We start from the raw sequence: 18,449 nt of genomic DNA, 5'->3' as shown, positions 1-18,449 counted from the left end.
CTTACTTTACAGTTTCTACTTCATACATGGCTTTTAATGACCTAGTTTCCAGTGCTTGTCCCCAAGCTTCTTCATATGTGTTACGCGCTTTTTGGAAACGTTCATTTAGCATAGTAACCATGCTTTCATCTTGCAGCACTTCTTTTATATGAGCTAATCCCATTCGTTCTACCCAAGGGGCTGTTCGTTCGCCGTAAATACCAGTTTCACGGTAATGTTGTACATAAGCTGTGGCAATGCGAAGTACATCTTCTTCTGTAGGGACAATCATTACAAAATCAGCTTCACGCACTTCTGTACCACCGTTGCCACCAATATAAAGTTGGAAGCCATTTTCAACACAAACGACACCAAAGTCTTTTGTTAATGCTTCTGCACAGTTACGTGGACAACCAGTTACACCCATTTTCATTTTGTGAGGTGTATCTACCATTTCTAACGATTGTTCAAGTAACATACCAAGCCCTAATGAATCTTTTGTACCAAAGCGGCAGAAGCGAGAGCCGACGCATGATTTTACATTGCGAAGGGATTTCGAATAGGCATAACCAGAAGTCATATCGAGGTCAGCCCAAACTTTTGGTAAATCTTCTTTCTTAACACCATATAAGCCGATTCGACTTGCACCTGTTATTTTTACAAGCGGCACATCATATCTTTTAGCAACTTCAGCAATTTTCATTAAATCATCTGCCGTAGTAACACCGCCGTACATACGAGGAATAACAGAAAATGTACCATCATGCTGAATATTGCCATTCATTCTTTCATTAACGAAGCGGGATGATTTATCATCTGCATATTCTTCTGGGCGTGTCATACGTAAATAGTAATTTAATGCAGGGCGGCATTTTGAACAGCCGTCTTCATGTGCGAAGCCAAGGACGTTTCGTACTTCTTTTGGCGATTTTAAACCTTTCTCATGAATCGCTGTGACAACTTCATCACGTGATAAAGTTGTACATCCACATATACCAACGGATTGTGCAGATGCATCGAAGCTATCCCCGAGAGTATGAGATAAAATTTGTTCAACAACTGGACGACATTTACCACATGAACCGGCAGCTTTTGTACATCCTTTTACTTCTTCAAAAGTTGTTAAATCTTGTTCTAAAATAGCATGAACGATTGTTCCCTTTGTCACGCCGTTACATCCACAAACGGTGTCATTAGCACTCATACTGGCAACGTCAAGTCCACTTTCTTCACCAGCTTTGTGAAGAAGGGAGACGGGTGTGTATTCTTGTATATCTTCTTCCTTTTTTAACATGCTAAAGAGGCGTGTACCTTCAGCAGTGTCTCCATATAAAACAACACCAACGACTTTATTGTCACGGATTAATACTTTTTTATAGGAACGCGTACACTCATTAAAGATTGAGATTGCTTTTGTTACGTCATCTTCATAAATTTGTCCAGCAGAGAATAAATCGCATCCTGCAACTTTAAGTTGTGTACCGACGATGCTACCTGCATATCCATCTGTTTGTGAATTCGTTATATGCTTTGCCAGTGCGGTCCCTTGTTCATATAATGGGGCAACAAGACCATAGGCAATACCGTCATGTTCTGCACATTCACCAACTGCATAGACTGATTCATCATCTGTTTGCATATAGTCATTTGTAACTATGCCACGATTTACAATTAAACCAGCATCTTTTGCTAAATGTGTATTTGGACGTATCCCAACAGCCATTACAATTAAATCGCATGTTACAACATCCCCATCTTCAAATTGGATACCTTCAACACGGTCAGTACCAAGAATTTTCACTGTTTTCTTTTCCATAAGAAACTTCATACCTTGTGATTCTAAGTCTTCACGCAGTAATGAGGCGGCTTTGGCATCGAGTTGTTGCTCCATTAAGTAAGGCATTAAATGAACAACGTGAACATCCATTCCTAAGTCAATAAGCCCTCGTGCGGCTTCTAAACCGAGTAATCCCCCGCCAATGACGACAGCCTTTTTATATCGCTTAGCAGCATCCAGCATAAATTGTGTATCTTCAATTGTACGAAAGCCTGTTACACCTGGAAGTTGTGAGCCTTCAACAGGTAAGATGAAAGCGCTGGACCCTGTTGCGATAATGAGCTTGTCATATATGACAATACGGTTCTTTTCTGTAATGATGACTTGTTCTTCCCGATCAATATTTATTACCTTTTCATTTGTATACAGCGTAATATCATTTTCCTCGTACCAACTGTATTCGTTCATAATAATATCTTGGATATTTGTTTTTCCTTGTAAGACGTGAGATAGCATAATGCGGTTATAGTTTGGATGAGGTTCATCACCAAAAATAGTAATATCATAAAGTCCTGAATCTAGTTTTAAAATTTCTTCAATGCAGCGTATACCAGCCATACCATTCCCGATCATAACTAAACGCTTTTTCATATTCATTTCCCCTCTTAAATGTGAAATGTTTAACAAACTTGTATACTCGTATTATAGAATCTTTGGAAAGTAGAGGGTGTGATGTTTATCACAGTTTTGGAGGATTCACAAATTGTTAAAAATCATATAAAATTTCATTCGAATTCTTACAAAAATGTAAGGGAAATGTAATGGGATTCAATGGCGGGATTAAGTCCTTCTCTTTAAAATAAGTTTATAGAAAACTACACATATTGTGTGGAGGAGGAATTTACCTTGGAGTGGGGAAGAGTGAAAAAGCGAGTAATTATTACTGGAATTGCGCTGGCAGCTGTTATTATCTTACTACTACCAACAAAACTGGGACCAGTAATTGATAAATATAATCCATTTTGTAAAACAAAAGAATATTACACGATTGTGAATGATGTCGGTCAACATATTGGTGATGAATGGTATGAATATGAGTTTGCTGCATATGATGAAAAAGGTAGGGCACAGACGATAAAGAAAACAGTGAAGCACATGTTAAAACGAAGTGAGTCATTGAAAATTACCGCAAAAGGACGTTACGGTGAATCGTTGGTAGAGATTGAGGTCCAAAATATTCCTGTGCAGGCGAGAAGTAAGCTATTGGCGACAAGATAAAACACTGTAACATACTGAGTATGTTACAGTGTTTTTTATTACATATAAATCATTTAAAGAAGAAATTTTTCGGTGTTAGTATTTAAATATACGTTTACTATATAAAATAGGTTTTAACAAGACAGAGAGTATGGAATTTAGGGGATTTTAACTGTATAACAAGAAAGCGGACATAAGTTTATACTAGGATAACTGTAGCAGCAGAAATGAAATCCGTAAGAAGAGCCACACTGCTAGCAAGTCCGATTGCATCTAAATTGTTAAAAGTAATATTGTTTATGACAACATTGTAAGGTACATGTAAGTTAATTCGATAGTTGCCATTTGTGAATTCTATTACAATACAAGTAGGAAGTTTGAACATACAACTTTCTGTCTGAAATAGTGATGAATGTTTTAAAACCAACTATTGCATAGCCATTATCTCTTTATGAGATGAGGCTATTTTTTTAAACCTTACAATATTGTAAGGTTTTCGTAAGTTAATTCGATAGCGTATTTGTCATATTTTCTGCATAATAAAAAAAGATAAAAAATTAGGGAAGGTAATCAGAAGGGAGAAGAATGAGATGCAAAAAAAAGAAGTAGTTAAGTTTCCGATAAAAGATTTCTGTAGCTACTTTACTGTTGCTGTCGTATGTGTTGGACTTTTTGACATAATTACAAATTTAATTGTTAAATAATATAGATGAAAAAACAAGAAGAAGATTCCTTCTTGTTTTTTATTGCCCTTAATCTGAAGCGGCGTATTAAAATAGATGTAAGAGGTGATAGGATGAAGTGGATTGATAGTCATATACATTTGGACCAATATAAGAATAAAGAGCAAATGAAACTAATTGATGATGTAAAAAGAAGTACTGAGATTGATGGACTGATTGCGGTATCAATGAACTATCATTCTTGTCAACAAACATTATCTTTAGCAAGACAACATCCATTTGTACATCCGGCACTTGGTTTTCATCCAGAACAGCCGATTAACCAAAAAGAATGTGAACAAATTTATAAGTTAATTGAGGCAAATGTAGGACGGCTTGTTGCCATAGGTGAGATCGGTCTGCCCTATTATTTAAGGCAAGAAAAGAAAGATATCGTATTAGACCCTTATATAAAAGTATTAGAGAGATTTATAATACTTGCAAAAAGGTTCAATTTACCGATTGTTTTACATGCAGTTTATGAAGACGCTGATATTGTATGTGATTTACTGGAACAGTATGAGATATCACGTGCGCATTTTCATTGGTTTAAGGGGAGTAAAGAAACGATGGAGCGGATGATTCAAAATGGCTACTTTATTTCAATTACGCCAGATGTTATGAAGAAGGAGAAAATTAGAAAAATCGTTTCGTTTTATCCGCTAGAATATATGATGGTGGAAACAGATGGACCATGGAAATTTCAAGAAAATATTATGACGCATCCGGGTATGATTGAGGGTGTGTTAAAAGAAATTAGCTTGATAAAAAATATTTCTATAGAGAAGGTTGCAGAGCAAATATATCAAAATACGTTTCGGTTTTATGGGGGGAAATGTCTTTAGTTTTTGACTTTTCATGTAGGTAGTCTCCTATTCTTTGTGTAGAATTCAATTTACAATTATATACAAAAAAGGTAGAAACTATTTAAAATGGATATTGGTAAAAATTACACACATAAGAAGTGGGATAGGGATGTTACATTTTTTATAATATTTTACTATTGATTTTCAGAAAATCAGTCTAAAGCACGATGTTAAGATAGAGCTTCGTTTGATATCATTTAAGAGTAACAGGGTGATAGATTGCAGGTAATTGTAAGGAAGGGCTGAAAGGGGACAAATTTCAGCGGAGAAAGAGGTAGAGGTAGTGAAAAAATTCTTTGTAGGATTTTTAGTTGTTCTTGGAATGTATTTGTATTTCCAAGGAGAGTCTGAAGGAATGGAAAGATTGACGAATCAAACAAGTTATGTTGACTCAGAGGAAGCAAAACAGATGAAACAAATTATTACTGAAGAAGCAAAGAAAGTAAATCTTCCAGAATGGATACCTCTTACAATTGCCGAGCATGAAAGTCGTTTGAACCCACGAAGTGTTGGAGACAATGGCACTTCTTTTGGATTGTTTCAGTTACACCGAGGTGGGGGACTTGCTCCTGATCACTTAACGGACGAGCAATTGAAGGACCCGCGGACAAATGCCCAGATTGCGATGCCTCATTTAATGAAAGGGTATAAAAGAGGTGTGCAAAAAGGTTTAACAGATTTAGCGTTACTAAAATATATAGCAAATACATCTGGTTGGCCAGGTAATTTAGGGCCTGAGTGGACGGATCAAAATATGAAGTATAACGTTGGGCTAGAGAACGTGTACTATCGAAATAAAGGAACAATGAAAGAGTAGATGCTAAGCACCTACTCTATTTTTTTATAAAAAAAGTTCCATTTCATTTTCTTTATAAGTAAATCCCATCTTTTTATATAGCAACTCACCATCTTTGGAAGAATGAAGCCATATTCGTTTTACGCTGTTTTCTTCACATTCCTCTATGCAGTGTTCGAGTAGTTTTTTTGCTAAACCATTTCCACGGTATTCTGGGAGTGTATACATATTTAAAATGTAAGCTTCTTTTCTAACAATATAATTCATTTGGTTTCATCTCTCATAATGAAACTGTAAAATAATTTGCCAGCTGCTGTTTTACATCTTCCAACTTTGTAGAAACTTGAGGGATTTTATACCCGACATATAATGGTGAAACAACAAAACGAGGAACAACTTTACAAATAATTTTTTCATTAAGGTGATAGAAGAATAAATTATAGCTGCTACAACCTTTATGAAAGCCCGTTAGTATGTAACGCACAGTTTGTTGAATATAATGTGCCATTATATCAATGGATTTTATATCCTCAATGACAATATTAAATTCAGTAAAACCGATAATTGGACGTGTAGAAATATTAAGTTCAATTTGCTCATCTTTTTGTACGATTACGCCTTGAAAGTGTTCAGGTGTTACATTTTCTCGGTAGTCTACATATTTCATTCCAATAATTTGCATATGTGCATGATGCAAACTTCCGCCTGAAAATGGACCGTGATTTTTATATAAAATAACAGAAGTAAATTCGTTGCTCTTTTCTAAAGCTAACCAATGCTTTATAGAAAAATGCAGTAGCTTTTGCATATGTTCAGGTGTGTATGTTGCAATATGATCATGACAATTACCGGTTTCTATTAGAACAGTTTGAAAGGTATCTTTTAATGTTGGAAATTTATTTTTCAACCAAATAATGGAGTCTTCAGTTTCTAAAATATCAGTGAGATTTTCTCTATCGCAAAAAGGACAAGCGGTGCTTTTATTGCGAATACTTTCTGGCTTTTGTTTTCCAATGTCATTTAAAAAATAAAGTTGTTGTGTATCCATTCGTATATACCCCTTTAAAAATATATGTGAAATTCCCGTCTACTATATTCGTGAAAGGGAAAGGAAAATCCTGTATAGTGGAAAAGGAGGAAATGGTAAAAGAAGGAGATAGAAGATGGAAGAGCAAAAGAGTGTATCATTTTTGGATATATGGCGGACTGCTAATCCACCAAAAAAATATTTCCAAGTAGAACGACATTTGTTATTGCACATCGTTTATCAACGGTAGTACAAGCAGATACCATTTTTGTAATAGAGAATGGCAGTATTACAGGAATTGGTATACACGATGAATTAATGAAGCATCATACATATTATAAAAAGATTGTAGAATAACAATTTTTAATAAAAAAACAAAAGACAAGATATCCTATTTGTACTTGGGTATCTTGTCTTTTATTTTTTTTGTAATAATGTGTATGGATAATATAGAGTATTTTCATTTTGTTTCTTTTTTCTATTTTTCAGTGCATGTAAGGCAAAGAATGTACCTACAATTGCAAAGATGGCTTTCTTCATATTCATTTTCCCCTTTTTATTGTTCATTTAATTCTTGGCTAACTGCTTTTGCATCAATTAAAGCGTGGAGAATCATTTTTACCATGTTCATCATTTTTATTCCTCCTTTTATAGTCGGTTTAGTTCTTTTACAACTGCTTGTCCGTTTACTAACACCTCGAAGACTGCTTTTACGATTTCTTTCATCAGGACTGTTTCCTCCTTTTGTTTATCTCTTGCTTACATCTTTATTGTATAAGGAGGCACGATTTCGTACTATTGCTTTCCATTACGTGAACATAACAGTTGTGTAAGATTGGATGTAATTTGTTGAAATGTTTAGTCTATATTCATTATTTTCAGAAAAATGACTATTCAAACATCAAATGGGGAAGTATAATAAAGAAGTAAGTATTAAATTCCGTACGAAAGGAGTGAATGAGATGAAACGTTCTTTAGCTGCACGCGCAAAATTTTTAGATTTTATCTATTTTTGTCGTGCGATTTTTCATGATGTGATTGCTAACGGGATACGTATGCCCTTTTTTAGCAATTGCATAGCTGTTATTGAACGATAGAAATCTCTTCACCCATTTTATAAAACGTGTGAAAAGGGAGCTATTTGGCTTCCTTTTTCTATGCCAAAAACCATGGGGAAAGTTTCTTTCCCTATGGTTTTTTACGTTGAAAGGAGTACGGAAAATGACAATTTGTAGTGTAAACAATGTAACGAAATCTTTTGGTGGAAACATCATATTTGAAAATATATCGCTTGAAATACAAAATGGTGAACGCATTGGATTAGTTGGCAGAAACGGTAGCGGGAAAACCACAATTTTTCAGCTATTAACAGGAATAGAGAATGTAGATGCTGGAGTAATTCATATGAAAAAAGGGACACGTGTTGGTCATGTAGCACAAATTCCGAAGTTTGCTGGTGAAACAAATGTATATGATGTATTAAGCGCTGCCTTTGTAAAAGAGAAAGAATTAGAAAGAAACATGCGAAATTTAGAGAAAAGTATGGCGGAGGAACACGATCCAACTAGTTTAGAGAGGTTAATGGAGAAGTATGGCGCAGTGCAAGAACAATTTTCGTTTTTAGGTGGTTATGAAATAGAAGCGAACATCATGAAAGTAGCAAATGGTTTACAAATAACGGAGCTATTTTCTCGAATTTTTGCTGAACTGAGTGGCGGGGAGCAGACGAAAGTAAGTCTTGCTTATATGCTGCTCAAGAAACCAGATTTACTGCTGTTAGATGAACCGACGAACCATTTAGATTTATTTGCAGTAGAATGGCTCGAACAATTTTTGAAAGAGTATACAGGAACAGTTGTTGTGATCTCACATGATCGTTATTTTTTGGATGAAGTTGTTACGAAGATTTTTGATTTAGAAGACGGAGAGCTGCATGTCTATCATACGAATTACTCGCAGTTTGTGAAAGAAAAGGAAGAAAGGTTACTGCAAGAGTTCCAATCTTATCAAGAACAACAAAAGAAGATAAAGAAAATGAAGGAAGCAATTAAACGTTTAAGAGAATGGGCGAATCAAGCGAATCCTCCGAATGAAGGACTGCATAAACGTGCTAGAAATATGGAACGCGCGTTAGAACGGATGGAAAAATTAAAGAAGCCAATTTTAGAAAGAAAACAAATGGGGCTTCAGTTTGAAGGACAAGAGAGAAGCGGAAAAGATGTTGTTGTAATGAAGGAAGTTGGCAAAAATTTTGCTGAGCGTATTTTATTTGAGGGAGCAAATTTACATGTGCGTTTTCAAGAGCGTGCAGCTATTGTTGGACGTAACGGTACAGGAAAAACAACATTATTAAAATTGCTATTAGAAGAAATGAAACCAGATGCTGGGGAGATCAGAATCGGTAGTAGTGTGAAAATCGGTTATTTATCGCAGCATGCATATGAGAATGTAAAATATGATGTATTAGAAGCATTCCGGGAGCATGTAGCTGTAACTGAAGGAGAAGCTCGCCATATATTAGCTCGCTTTTTATTTTATGGTCCAGCCGTTTTTAAAAAGGTCAATCAGCTTAGCGGTGGTGAACGAATGAGATTACGTTTGGCACAGCTTATGTATCAAGATATAAATTTCCTTGTGTTAGATGAGCCTACAAACCATCTTGATATCGAATCAAGGGAAGTGCTGGAAGAAGCTCTCGAACAATATAATGGAACCATTCTTGCTGTTTCACACGACCGTTACTTTTTAAATAAATTGTTTGAAAAAACATATTGGATCGATGAACATACATTGTTTGAATTTGCGGGGAACTATGCATGGGCACGTCAGAAATGGGCAGAGAGAATAGAGAAAGAAGAAGTGAAACAACAAGAGGTTCCAAAAATTAAAGTAATGAATGTAAAAAAGAAGGAATCTATTGGTATAGAAGAAATTGAAGATAAGCTTATGTATATAGAAGAAGATATATATGCGCTGGAGTGCACAATGGAAGAAACAAGCAATGTTGAAAAGTTAGAACGGTTATATAAAGAAAAAACAGAAAAAGAACGATTACGGGCGGAATTATATAATCGATTAGATAGTATGATGGAATAGATGAAAGAAAAACAAGTCATCCTCTTAGGAGATGTGGGGGTGACTTGTTTTTCTATTAATATCCGTTAACTCGAGATGGAAATGGTATAATTTTCTTTATGTTATATTGTGAAAACGATTTTTTACATGTTGGTATGATTTAAAACAATAGTTCAAAAACGCGAGGAGAATTTTATGTTAAGGTATGCACGTCTCATTACGATTGTTATGATTTGCATGGTATATATAAATCATGTTTCACGTGAAACAGTAGGGTTACAAATATTTGTTGGTATTGCATGTTTAATGTACGTTATAAATCATGTTTTACTTATACAACCACATCAAGGGAGAAGGCGTGAATTTTATGTATTCCTCTCAAATGGAGTAGTTACAGCACTACTAGGCTTTTTATTTCCCGAGACATGTTTGTATTTAATTATATTTGGGATTGATGCGGTAGGAGTATTTATTCATACGTGGCGAAAAGCAGTTGTATATTTTTTTGTGAGTTTTTTCTTTGTATGTTGGTCTGCTATTTTACTATATACGTATCAATATACTGGAAAGATAGAAGTTGATAGTAATGCTATTAATTTTATGTTCGTTGTCTTCAGTGCTTTATCCGGGAACTTAATTAAAAAACTGACAGTAGCCCGCCAAACTGTCGACGATCAATATGAAAAATTGACGTTATCACATATAGCTCTAAAAGAAGCGCATGAACAATTACAGCTTTATGCGAAAGAAGTAGAAGAACTAACTACAGTTCGGGAGAGGAACGATATTGCCCGAGAAATTCATGACACAGTTGGTCATAATATGACGGCCTTACTTGTTCAATTGCAGCTTGCAGAGGCTTTATGGAAGCAAAAGTCAGATGCTACAGAAGAAGTTTTACATACATGCCATGAATTAGCTAGAAAATCCCTTCAAGAGGTAAGAGCTTCAGTCCGTGCGTTGAAGGAAGAAAGAGATCTAGGGAACATAATAGAAAATATGAAAGGAATGTTAAATGAATTTTCAAAGGTAACCAAAGTACAAGTAACCTTTCATTTACAGGGAGATCCAATTATAATCCCATTGTCATTACAACCTACTTTGTTGCGTATTATGCAAGAGTCATTAACAAATGCACAACGCCATGGAAAAGCTAGTTTATGTAAAGTTAGCTTATTGTGTTTAGATGAAAAAGTTATGCTATTGATTACGGATAATGGTGTTGGCGTAAATGAAGTGAGTCCTGGTTTTGGTTTAATAAATATGAAAGAACGTGTAGAAGAACATGGTGGGATCATTCGATTTGAAAGTGAAAAAGAGAAGGGTTTTCGATTACAGATTGAGTTTCCACTTAAGGAAAAGACGTGGGTAATAGGAGGAACGAAATGATTCGTATTATGATCGTTGATGATCAGTCACTTATTCGTGATGGTTTAGCAATGCTATTAAATTTACGTTCAGAACTTGAAGTGGTGGGAACAGCAAATGATGGGGATGAAGTAGTTCGAATAGCAGAACAATTACAACCTGAAATTATTTTGATGGATATTCGAATGCCTCGTATAAATGGCGTTGAAGGGACTCGCTTAATAAGGGAAAGGTTCCCTGATATGAAGGTTCTTATGCTGACGACATTTAATGATAGTGAACTCATTTTTGAAGCATTAGAGCAAGGAGCGAGCGGTTACTTATTAAAAGATATGGAGACAGATGCAATTGTTCAGGCAATATTAACGGTCCATGCAGGGGGAGCGGTATTGCCACAAGATATAACAGCGCAAATTGTGAAGGAACTAAAAAGAACAAAAGTAGTGGAAATATCAGGGCAAAATCAGCCAAAGCAAGTGGAACAATTAACAGAGCGTGAAATAGATGTATTAAGAGAAATAGGCCTTGGATTAAATAATAAAGAAATTGCTGAGAAATTGTTTATTACAGAGGGAACCGTAAAAAATCATGTTTCTAACTTAATCAGTAAGCTGGAGCTGAGGGATCGGACACAAGCAGCTATATATGCAGTAAGATACGGTATTACAACATACACATGACTTTTGGCATAGAGAAAAATAAAAAAGCAGCAAATTATGCTGCTTTTTTATTTTGCATTTCTATCTTAAGGGTGATGGAAGAAAGAGGATGTTTTTTTACAATGAAATTGTAGATTAATGCAAAGGGGCTGAATCGGCATGTTAGTCGTAGATCATATTACAAAGTCGTTTGGAAAGAAGGAAGTTGTAAAGAATGTATCTTTTGAAGTTAAGAAAGGAGAAACATTTGGTTTGCTTGGTCCAAACGGTGCAGGAAAGTCGACGACGATATCAATGATTTGTGGGCTTATTCCATATGATGGCGGTGATATAAAAGTTGGGGGGAAATCTGTAAAAGAATATCCATTAGATGCGAAAAGGAAGATCGGTATTGTCCCGCAAGATATTGCTTTATATCCTACGCTATCTGCGAAAGAAAATTTAATCTTTTGGGGGAAAATGTATGGTTTAAGTGGAGCTATTGCAAAGAAACGAGCAGATGAGGTATTAGCATATGTTGGTTTACAGGATCGCGCAAAGGACAAAATTGAAACATTTTCAGGTGGAATGAAACGCCGAATTAACATTGGTGCGGCACTTATGCATGAACCAGAGTTATTAATTATGGATGAGCCGACAGTCGGGATTGATCCACAATCACGGAATCATATTTTAGAGACGGTAAAAGGATTAAATGAGAAAGGCATGACGGTCATTTATACGAGCCATTACATGGAAGAAGTGGAGTATTTATGTGAACGAATTGCAATTGTTGATCATGGAAAGGTAATTGCACTAGGAACGAAAACGGAGTTATGTAATCGTCTTGCTGATGGCTTTATGGTGAAGTTACAACTGAGTCGTTATAGCCAGGAGTTACTGCAGAAAGTAAAAGAAATTCCCACTGTAGAACGGATTATCATTGATGAGGATACGAATACACTCGATATTGGACTGAAGACTGGAGAAGCTGTCGGTACGGTTGTTTCGATCGTAGTAGAAAATCATGTGCAAATTTTAAAGCTTGAAGTACAAGAGCCAAATTTAGAAGCTCTCTTTTTACAGCTAACAGGGCGTTCACTTCGTGATTAAGGAGGTTAGGAACTCATGAAAAGTTTTATTATTGCATGGAAAGATTTAAAAATTCGTTTAATAGATCGGCGTGGATTTATGATGATGTTACTTATGCCACTTCTATTAACGGCTATTTTAGGATCAGCACTAAGTAACATATTAGATAGTGGTGGATTACCTAAAACGGTGATTGGTTATTATCAAGAAGGAACAGATGAGTTTGCAAATATATTTCAAAAAGATGTATTGCATTCAAAAGAGATTAAGGATGATGTGAAGGTAGAGGTCGTAGCTTCACAAAAAGAGCTGGAGGATCTGCTAAGAAAACAGAAAATTGATGTTGGAATGATTATCCCAAACGAGTGGAGTGAACATATAAAGGATGGAAAATTAAAAGAACCCAAATTGATTACTGATCCATCAAAAGATATACAAGCAAAAATAGCTGAATCGCTTATTCGTTCCTTCTCAGAGCGTGTGCAAACAGTTGCCGTTTCTACTAAGACTGTCGCAACAGATTTAGCAAAGGCACAGCCAGGAAATATAGAACAGGTTGCAAAAGAGGTAAGTGCTAATTTACAAGCAGTGGCGGCTTCGAATACGGATGGGATTGAAAAAGGAACAATCGGCAAAAAAACAGTGGCTGCGATGCAATATTATGCTGCAGCAATGTTAGTGATGTTTTTACTATATAACATAACAGTAGGAGCAAAATCTATTATAACAGAGCAACGAACTGAAACATTAGCAAGATTATCAAGTACACCGACAAGCTCTTTTGCCATATTATTAGGTAAATTTTTAGGTACATTACTATTTGCTTGTATTCAATTTGGAGTATTTGTAGTTGCTACTTATTACGCATTTCATGTGAATTGGGGTGAAGATGTTTCACAAATTGTAGTAGTAGGAATTGCTTATGCAATTTGTGTTTCTGGCTTATCTATGCTCATCGCAGCATTTATTCGTGAAGAAAAAACAGCGGATTTAATGGGTGGCATTGGAATTCAGTTGTTAGCTATATTAGGCGGATCTATGTTACCAATCTATGCATTTCCGGATACTCTTCAAACAATTGCTAACATCGCTCCGAATAAATGGGCACTTACAAGCTTTTTAAACATTATGTCGGGTACATCATGGTATGCGTTACTTCCAGTTATATTAAGTTTATCTAGTGCGGGTATTGCTTCCGTTATCATCGGAACTTTCCGTTTGCGTACGAGATAGGAGGAGAAATCATGAAGAAAGTTTGGGAGCTTTGCTGGTTAGAGTTAAAACAAATCTTAATTAAGCCACAAAGCTATACACTCATGTTCGGAATGCCGATTATTTTCACACTCATTTTTGGCGGACTTTTAGGTGGAAGTGGAAACGAGAAAGTAAATATTAGTTTAGTAGACCAAGATGGATCTACATTATCCAACTCCTATTATGAGGAAATAAAGAAAAGTGATTTAATTTCTATAGAAAAGGTAACGTATGAGGAAGCGAAACAAAAAATCGAAAATAAGAAGTCCTCAGGTATTGTGACAATTCCAAAAGAATTTCAAAAGAGTATGACGGACGGGAAGATAGAGAAGGTTAAATTCCAATCAAGTGCTGATTTCACGGGAGGAGCTTCTGTAGAACAAGTATTACAAAGTGCAATGAAAAAGATGGAAATAGAAGTAGCGGCAGCAAGGGATTCAGAGAAAAAAGGAGGAATGTCTTGGGAAAAGATGTATGAAACGATTCATACAAAAAAGGTAGAACCAGTTTCACTTCAAAAGGAATCCATTGTACCTGGGGAGAAAAAGCTGAATAACGTAACAGGGCGAGCAGCAGGGTTTTCTATTCTTTTTGTAATGATTGTGATGCTAAGTGCGACAGGAACAATTTTAAAATCAAGACAACTTGGCGTTTGGTATCGTTTATTAGGAACGCCTGTTTCAAAGGCTCAAATACTTGGGGGATATATACTTTCCTTCTTTTTAATTGGATGGATTCAATTTGGAACTTTAATGGTATTAACGAATGTTTTGTTCGATGTACAGTGGGGAAATCTACTAGGGATAATCATACTTGTCTCAGTGTTATTGCTAGCGGTCATTGGTTTAGCACTATTATTAGCAAGTATTGTGAAAACAACGGAGCAGCAGTCAGCTTTAGGTAATATCGTTGTTATTTCAACTTGCATGATTAGTGGGCTGTATTGGCCAATTGAAATAGAACCAGAATGGATGCAAACCGCAGCGAACTTTGTTCCTCAAACTTGGGCAATGCGCGGGTTTACCGAATTGATTGCAAGAGGAGGGACATTGGCAGATATAGCAGGATATATTGGTATACTTATGTTATTTGCTGGTGTATTCTTTATAATCGGTTTAACAAGAATACGTTATGATTGAAAAAAGAAAGCAGAGTCTACAGCTTCGCCCGCTGAACTCTGCTTTCTTTTTGTGTATCGTCTTCCCCTATAGAAATAGCAATCGCAATTCCGAGCATAAAGAGAAATGCTAAAAAGAGGACGAACCTTGGGAAGAACGGAAATAGTAGTAATGCCCCGACGATCATGAGTGTTAATGCAACATAGTGCAGAACATATTGGAATAGTTTGTCCATATTTTCGCCCCCCTTTTTGGTAGTTTGTTAGCATTCTATGCTCGTCCACTGAATAATAGAATTATTTTTTTAATCGTTTCTGCATAGTAAAAATAATAGTAAAGTTGTGTCTGCACATAATGCGAGAATACAAGGATTACAGGAAGATGATTGTAATGGAATATTGTTAAGTCTACCTAAATTAAAGATCCAGCAATAGCTTTTATAAAAATCTTGAAATGTTTAAATAGAAAGAATTGACAAAATATAACGAACAATATAAGCTAATAACCATAAAGTCTAGCGGAAAGGTCGGAATAAGATTGTCACTCCTCTAAACATCTATTTTTTTGCATTTAAAACCGACTTTTCCGATGTGTTATAAAATGTTACTGTGGGAGGCATATATAGGGCAAGCAGTTCATAAGGTGTAATTATTAAAAAAAGTTAGGGTGGGGACAATGAAGAAAAAGACAAAAAAATGGGCTGGTGTGTTTTCTGTTTTACTGAGTAGTTCGCTTGTGTTATCGGCTTGTGGGGGACAAGAGGATAAGGCTTCGACAGAGCCGACGAAACAGCAGGATGTGAAAGATTTAAAAATAGAGAAGGTTGCAGCGACAGATAAATCAAAAAATCCTGAGAAAGCGAAGCAGAGAAAAGATACACTTATTTTAGGGATTTCAAAACCTGGTGGTGTGTTCTTACCTTATTTCCAAGAGAATGGTTGGGACGGTAACGTAACATCAGTTATATTTGCGTCTCTTGTATCAACAGATAAGCAAGGGAAACCAGTTCCAGAGCTTGCAGAGAAATGGGATGTATCTTCTGATCAATTGAAGTATACGTTTCACTTACGAAAAGATTTAAAATTTAGTGATGGTTCACCGTTAACAGCAGATGATGTAGCATTTACATTAACATTGCTACATGATAAGGCTTATGAGGGTGGTACAGATATTTTACAATATGCAATTAAAGGTGGAAAAGATTATAAAGAAGGAAAAGCTACATCGATTGAAGGGATTAAAGTTGTTAATCCGCAAACAATTGAAATTACGACGGAAAAAGTAAACTCACAAGCGTTAGTAAACTTGGGAGGACCTGTCTTATCTAAGGCTTATTATGGAAAAGATTATAAGCAAAATACTAGCTTAAACTATTTAAAAGATTTATATGGTAAACCAATGGCAGCAGGGCCTTATAAATTTGAAAAGTATGTCCCAGGTCAAGAAGTAAGATTTGTAGCAAATGAACATTATTATGCTGGTAAGCCAAAAGTTAAAAACTTTATTTATAAAATTACAACACCTGACACGAATTTCCAGTTATTCCAAACAGGAGAAACGGACTATGATGGGTTTGCTGCGAATAATGACAATATTGAACAATTAAAGAGCTTAGGCTTTGCTAATTTCAATATTGAAACAGTGAGCTCATACTCATTCGTTTACTTTAATAATAAGAAGCCATACTTAAAAGATAAAAAAGTACGGCAAGCGCTTATTTACGGATTAGATCGTAAAAAATATGTAGATACATACTTCCAAGGAAATGCTTCTGTTGCGAATATACCGATTTCACCAACATCATGGGCATATGATGATAAGGGTATAAATCAATACGAATACAATGTAGAGAAAGCAAAAAAATTGTTAGATGAAGCTGGTTGGAAAGTTGGATCTGATGGTATTCGTGAAAAAGACGGGCAGAAATTAAAGTTGAGTTATTATGCGGCAAGTGGAAGAAAGCAAGAAGAGGTGTTTATACCAATTGCGAAAGAGAATTATAAGGCGTTAGGTGTGGAATTTAATCCAGAAATCATGGACTTTAATACACTTGTTTCGAAAGTTGGAAAGTTTGATTATGATTTAGCAGCTGTTGCAACATCGATCATTTCTGATCCGAGTGAACCTGTAGGTGAGTTTGAATCTACGCATCCAGATAATTCAGCGGGTTATAGTAACCCAAAAGTGGATGAATTAATTAAAAAAGGTATTGAAACAGTTGATATTGAAAAAAGAAAACCTATTTATAAAGAATTATATAAAGAATTAAGCGATGATCCCCCTGTCATTTTATTAAATTACCGTAAAAGTATTTCAGCACACAATGCACGTGTAAAAGGAATTAATCCAGAAAAATACGATAGCATTAGTTCAAACTTACCTGTTTTATCTATTGAACAATAGAGATAAGTAATTAATGAATAGAAGACGTTTTTTCATACAGTTGTTAGTTCTTGCTGTTTTGAAAAAATGTTCTTCTATTTTTAAGTAACTATGATTGGGGAGACAAAAGGTGAAAACATATCTCATTCGTAGGTTTCTACAAATGATTCCTACTTTGTTTGGTACATCTATTATTATTTTTTTCTTATTTGCTCTTCTGCCGGGAGATTATGTTGATTCGAATCCAAAGTTAACGCCAGAACGTGCACAGGAATTAAGAGAATTGTATGGATTAAATAAACCTATTATAGAAAGATACTTTCATTGGCTAGGTAATGCGCTACATGGTGATTTTGGTTTCTCGCTGCAATACCAAGAGCCTGTTACATCATTACTTAATAAATTTATTTGGAATACCTTTATTGTTGCTGTTGCAGCTTTATTTTTTACTTGGATCATTGCACTTATTGTGGGTGTTATTTCAGCAACAAAGCAACATTCATGGTTTGACGCACTTGTAACAATCGGTGTTTTTGCAGCGATGTCATTCCCATCATTCTTTATCGGTCTATTTTTAATTAAAGTATTTGCTGTTGATCTTCATTTATTACCGATTGGTGGGATGATTGATATAGGAAGTAATTCGACGGGTTTTACGTACATATTGGAAGTACTAAGGCACATGATTTTACCGGTATTTATTTTAACACTCCTTGGTGTCGGCTCATTGACTCGTTATTTTAGAACGAGCATGCTTGAGGTCGTAAGACAGGATTATATCCGTACTGCACGTGCAAAAGGATTGAAAGAAAAAGCCGTTATTTATAAACATGCACTAAAAAATGCGATTTTACCAGCAATCACATTACTTGCGTTTGAATTGCCGGGATTGTTCTCTGGTGCAATTATTATTGAACAAATTTTTAACTGGCCAGGAATTGGGACCATTCAATTAGAAGCGTTAAGTTTTCGGGATTATACGGTATTAATGGCATTTACAATGTTTCTCTCTTGCCTAACAATTATCGCAAACTTTTTAGCAGACATCGTTTATGTGATTGTCGATCCGCGTATTCGATTAAAGTAAGGAGGGAGAAA

Annotated in this window: 18 protein-coding genes and 1 pseudogene; 13 read left to right on the top strand and 6 right to left on the bottom strand. The window is 35.5% G+C overall.

Features of this window, described 5'->3' with window-relative positions; translation table 11 throughout:
* Position 1 precedes the first annotated feature (1 nt).
* The gene (gene nirB / locus MHH71_RS14850) at positions 2–2,407 is read right to left on the bottom strand and encodes a nitrite reductase large subunit NirB (protein WP_018781999.1); all 2,406 of its coding nucleotides are present in this window, start codon (positions 2,405–2,407) and stop codon (positions 2–4) included.
* A 270-nt stretch (positions 2,408–2,677) separates the two neighbouring features.
* On the opposite strand from nirB, the gene MHH71_RS14845 reads away from it, so the two are divergent.
* Complete coding sequence (locus tag MHH71_RS14845; protein WP_139358586.1) at positions 2,678–3,034, top strand: YxeA family protein; 357 nt, start codon at positions 2,678–2,680, stop codon at positions 3,032–3,034.
* A 178-nt stretch (positions 3,035–3,212) separates the two neighbouring features.
* Here MHH71_RS14845 and MHH71_RS14840 read toward each other — a convergent pair whose 3' ends face one another.
* Positions 3,213–3,398 carry a hypothetical protein gene (locus MHH71_RS14840; protein WP_006093131.1) on the bottom strand — a complete coding sequence of 62 codons (186 nt, stop codon included), beginning with the start codon at positions 3,396–3,398 and terminating at the stop codon, positions 3,213–3,215.
* A 411-nt stretch (positions 3,399–3,809) separates the two neighbouring features.
* Between MHH71_RS14840 and MHH71_RS14835 the strand changes: the two genes are divergently transcribed.
* On the top strand, positions 3,810–4,580 hold the full coding sequence (locus MHH71_RS14835; protein WP_018782001.1) for a TatD family hydrolase: 771 nt from the start codon (positions 3,810–3,812) through the stop codon (positions 4,578–4,580).
* 304 nt (positions 4,581–4,884) lie between these two features.
* Positions 4,885–5,418: a transglycosylase SLT domain-containing protein gene (locus MHH71_RS14830; RefSeq protein ID WP_006093133.1), complete on the top strand. Its 534-nt coding sequence runs from the start codon at positions 4,885–4,887 to the stop codon at positions 5,416–5,418.
* Between the two features lie 24 nt (positions 5,419–5,442).
* Here the strand turns inward: MHH71_RS14830 and MHH71_RS14825 are convergent, their stop codons facing one another.
* The 3 genes from MHH71_RS14825 to MHH71_RS14815 all read right to left on the bottom strand — a co-directional run bounded on the left by MHH71_RS14825 (position 5,443) and on the right by MHH71_RS14815 (position 6,970).
* Complete coding sequence (locus MHH71_RS14825) at positions 5,443–5,664, bottom strand: GNAT family N-acetyltransferase (RefSeq protein WP_006093134.1); 222 nt, start codon at positions 5,662–5,664, stop codon at positions 5,443–5,445.
* A 13-nt stretch (positions 5,665–5,677) separates the two neighbouring features.
* Positions 5,678–6,445 carry a DUF4931 domain-containing protein gene (locus tag MHH71_RS14820; RefSeq protein WP_006093135.1) on the bottom strand — a complete coding sequence of 256 codons (768 nt, stop codon included), beginning with the start codon at positions 6,443–6,445 and terminating at the stop codon, positions 5,678–5,680.
* A gap of 396 nt (positions 6,446–6,841) precedes the next feature.
* Positions 6,842–6,970, bottom strand: coding sequence for a hypothetical protein (locus tag MHH71_RS14815; RefSeq protein WP_026008686.1), 129 nt, complete (start codon positions 6,968–6,970; stop codon positions 6,842–6,844).
* Positions 6,971–7,386: 416 nt separating this feature from the next.
* Here MHH71_RS14815 and MHH71_RS14810 point away from each other — a divergent pair, with 416 nt between their 5' ends.
* The 7 genes from MHH71_RS14810 to MHH71_RS14780 all read left to right on the top strand — a co-directional run bounded on the left by MHH71_RS14810 (position 7,387) and on the right by MHH71_RS14780 (position 14,990).
* Positions 7,387–7,521 carry an RAxF-45 family protein gene (locus MHH71_RS14810; RefSeq protein ID WP_018767146.1) on the top strand — a complete coding sequence of 45 codons (135 nt, stop codon included), beginning with the start codon at positions 7,387–7,389 and terminating at the stop codon, positions 7,519–7,521.
* Between the two features lie 124 nt (positions 7,522–7,645).
* Entirely contained in the window at positions 7,646–9,520 is a 1,875-nt protein-coding gene (abc-f, locus tag MHH71_RS14805; RefSeq protein ID WP_006093138.1) for a ribosomal protection-like ABC-F family protein, read from the top strand.
* Positions 9,521–9,694: 174 nt separating this feature from the next.
* Positions 9,695–10,888 (top strand): sensor histidine kinase, encoded by a 1,194-nt coding sequence (locus MHH71_RS14800; RefSeq protein WP_006093139.1) that lies wholly within the window; start codon positions 9,695–9,697, stop codon positions 10,886–10,888.
* Positions 10,885–11,547 (top strand): response regulator, encoded by a 663-nt coding sequence (locus tag MHH71_RS14795; RefSeq protein ID WP_033798557.1) that lies wholly within the window; start codon positions 10,885–10,887, stop codon positions 11,545–11,547. Before MHH71_RS14800 ends, MHH71_RS14795 begins: the two co-directional genes overlap by 4 nt.
* Positions 11,548–11,685: 138 nt before the next feature.
* Positions 11,686–12,618 (top strand): ABC transporter ATP-binding protein, encoded by a 933-nt coding sequence (locus tag MHH71_RS14790; RefSeq protein WP_006093141.1) that lies wholly within the window; start codon positions 11,686–11,688, stop codon positions 12,616–12,618.
* 15 nt (positions 12,619–12,633) lie between these two features.
* Positions 12,634–13,830, top strand: coding sequence for an ABC transporter permease (locus tag MHH71_RS14785; protein WP_006093142.1), 1,197 nt, complete (start codon positions 12,634–12,636; stop codon positions 13,828–13,830).
* An 11-nt stretch (positions 13,831–13,841) separates the two neighbouring features.
* A complete protein-coding gene (locus MHH71_RS14780; RefSeq protein WP_006093143.1) occupies positions 13,842–14,990 on the top strand; it encodes an ABC transporter permease in 1,149 nt (382 codons plus the stop codon).
* Positions 14,991–15,006: 16 nt separating this feature from the next.
* Here the strand turns inward: MHH71_RS14780 and MHH71_RS14775 are convergent, their stop codons facing one another.
* Positions 15,007–15,204 carry a hypothetical protein gene (locus MHH71_RS14775; protein WP_018767142.1) on the bottom strand — a complete coding sequence of 66 codons (198 nt, stop codon included), beginning with the start codon at positions 15,202–15,204 and terminating at the stop codon, positions 15,007–15,009.
* A 91-nt stretch (positions 15,205–15,295) separates the two neighbouring features.
* Between MHH71_RS14775 and MHH71_RS14770 the strand changes: the two are divergent.
* From MHH71_RS14770 to MHH71_RS14760, 3 genes and pseudogenes are all read left to right on the top strand, one after another.
* Positions 15,296–15,403, top strand: a pseudogene (locus MHH71_RS14770) (oligopeptide-binding protein oppA); the annotation flags it as partial.
* 241 nt (positions 15,404–15,644) lie between these two features.
* Complete coding sequence (locus MHH71_RS14765; RefSeq protein WP_033798558.1) at positions 15,645–17,372, top strand: ABC transporter substrate-binding protein; 1,728 nt, start codon at positions 15,645–15,647, stop codon at positions 17,370–17,372.
* A 109-nt stretch (positions 17,373–17,481) separates the two neighbouring features.
* Complete coding sequence (locus MHH71_RS14760) at positions 17,482–18,438, top strand: ABC transporter permease (RefSeq protein ID WP_033798559.1); 957 nt, start codon at positions 17,482–17,484, stop codon at positions 18,436–18,438.
* The last annotated feature ends 11 nt before the right edge of the window (positions 18,439–18,449 follow it).

The sequence above is a fragment of the Bacillus sp. FSL H8-0534 genome, from assembly GCF_038005885.1.
Lineage (GTDB): Bacteria > Bacillota > Bacilli > Bacillales > Bacillaceae_G > Bacillus_A > Bacillus_A pseudomycoides.
This window is presented reverse-complemented; position numbering and strand designations above follow the sequence as displayed.

What these genes read in the sequence shown, in the direction of transcription:
- nirB (WP_018781999.1), bottom strand. Translation starts at nt 2,407, where the DNA reads ATGAAAAAGCGTTTAGTTATGATCGGGAATGGTATGGCTGGTATACGC.
- MHH71_RS14840 (WP_006093131.1), bottom strand. Translation starts at nt 3,398, where the DNA reads ATGTTCAAACTTCCTACTTGTATTGTAATAGAATTCACAAATGGCAAC.
- MHH71_RS14835 (WP_018782001.1), top strand. Translation starts at nt 3,810, where the DNA reads ATGAAGTGGATTGATAGTCATATACATTTGGACCAATATAAGAATAAA.
- MHH71_RS14825 (WP_006093134.1), bottom strand. Translation starts at nt 5,664, where the DNA reads ATGAATTATATTGTTAGAAAAGAAGCTTACATTTTAAATATGTATACA.
- MHH71_RS14820 (WP_006093135.1), bottom strand. Translation starts at nt 6,445, where the DNA reads ATGGATACACAACAACTTTATTTTTTAAATGACATTGGAAAACAAAAG.
- MHH71_RS14815 (WP_026008686.1), bottom strand. Translation starts at nt 6,970, where the DNA reads ATGAATATGAAGAAAGCCATCTTTGCAATTGTAGGTACATTCTTTGCC.
- MHH71_RS14810 (WP_018767146.1), top strand. Translation starts at nt 7,387, where the DNA reads ATGAAACGTTCTTTAGCTGCACGCGCAAAATTTTTAGATTTTATCTAT.
- abc-f (WP_006093138.1), top strand. Translation starts at nt 7,646, where the DNA reads ATGACAATTTGTAGTGTAAACAATGTAACGAAATCTTTTGGTGGAAAC.
- MHH71_RS14800 (WP_006093139.1), top strand. Translation starts at nt 9,695, where the DNA reads ATGTTAAGGTATGCACGTCTCATTACGATTGTTATGATTTGCATGGTA.
- MHH71_RS14795 (WP_033798557.1), top strand. Translation starts at nt 10,885, where the DNA reads ATGATTCGTATTATGATCGTTGATGATCAGTCACTTATTCGTGATGGT.
- MHH71_RS14790 (WP_006093141.1), top strand. Translation starts at nt 11,686, where the DNA reads ATGTTAGTCGTAGATCATATTACAAAGTCGTTTGGAAAGAAGGAAGTT.
- MHH71_RS14785 (WP_006093142.1), top strand. Translation starts at nt 12,634, where the DNA reads ATGAAAAGTTTTATTATTGCATGGAAAGATTTAAAAATTCGTTTAATA.
- MHH71_RS14780 (WP_006093143.1), top strand. Translation starts at nt 13,842, where the DNA reads ATGAAGAAAGTTTGGGAGCTTTGCTGGTTAGAGTTAAAACAAATCTTA.
- MHH71_RS14775 (WP_018767142.1), bottom strand. Translation starts at nt 15,204, where the DNA reads ATGGACAAACTATTCCAATATGTTCTGCACTATGTTGCATTAACACTC.
- MHH71_RS14765 (WP_033798558.1), top strand. Translation starts at nt 15,645, where the DNA reads ATGAAGAAAAAGACAAAAAAATGGGCTGGTGTGTTTTCTGTTTTACTG.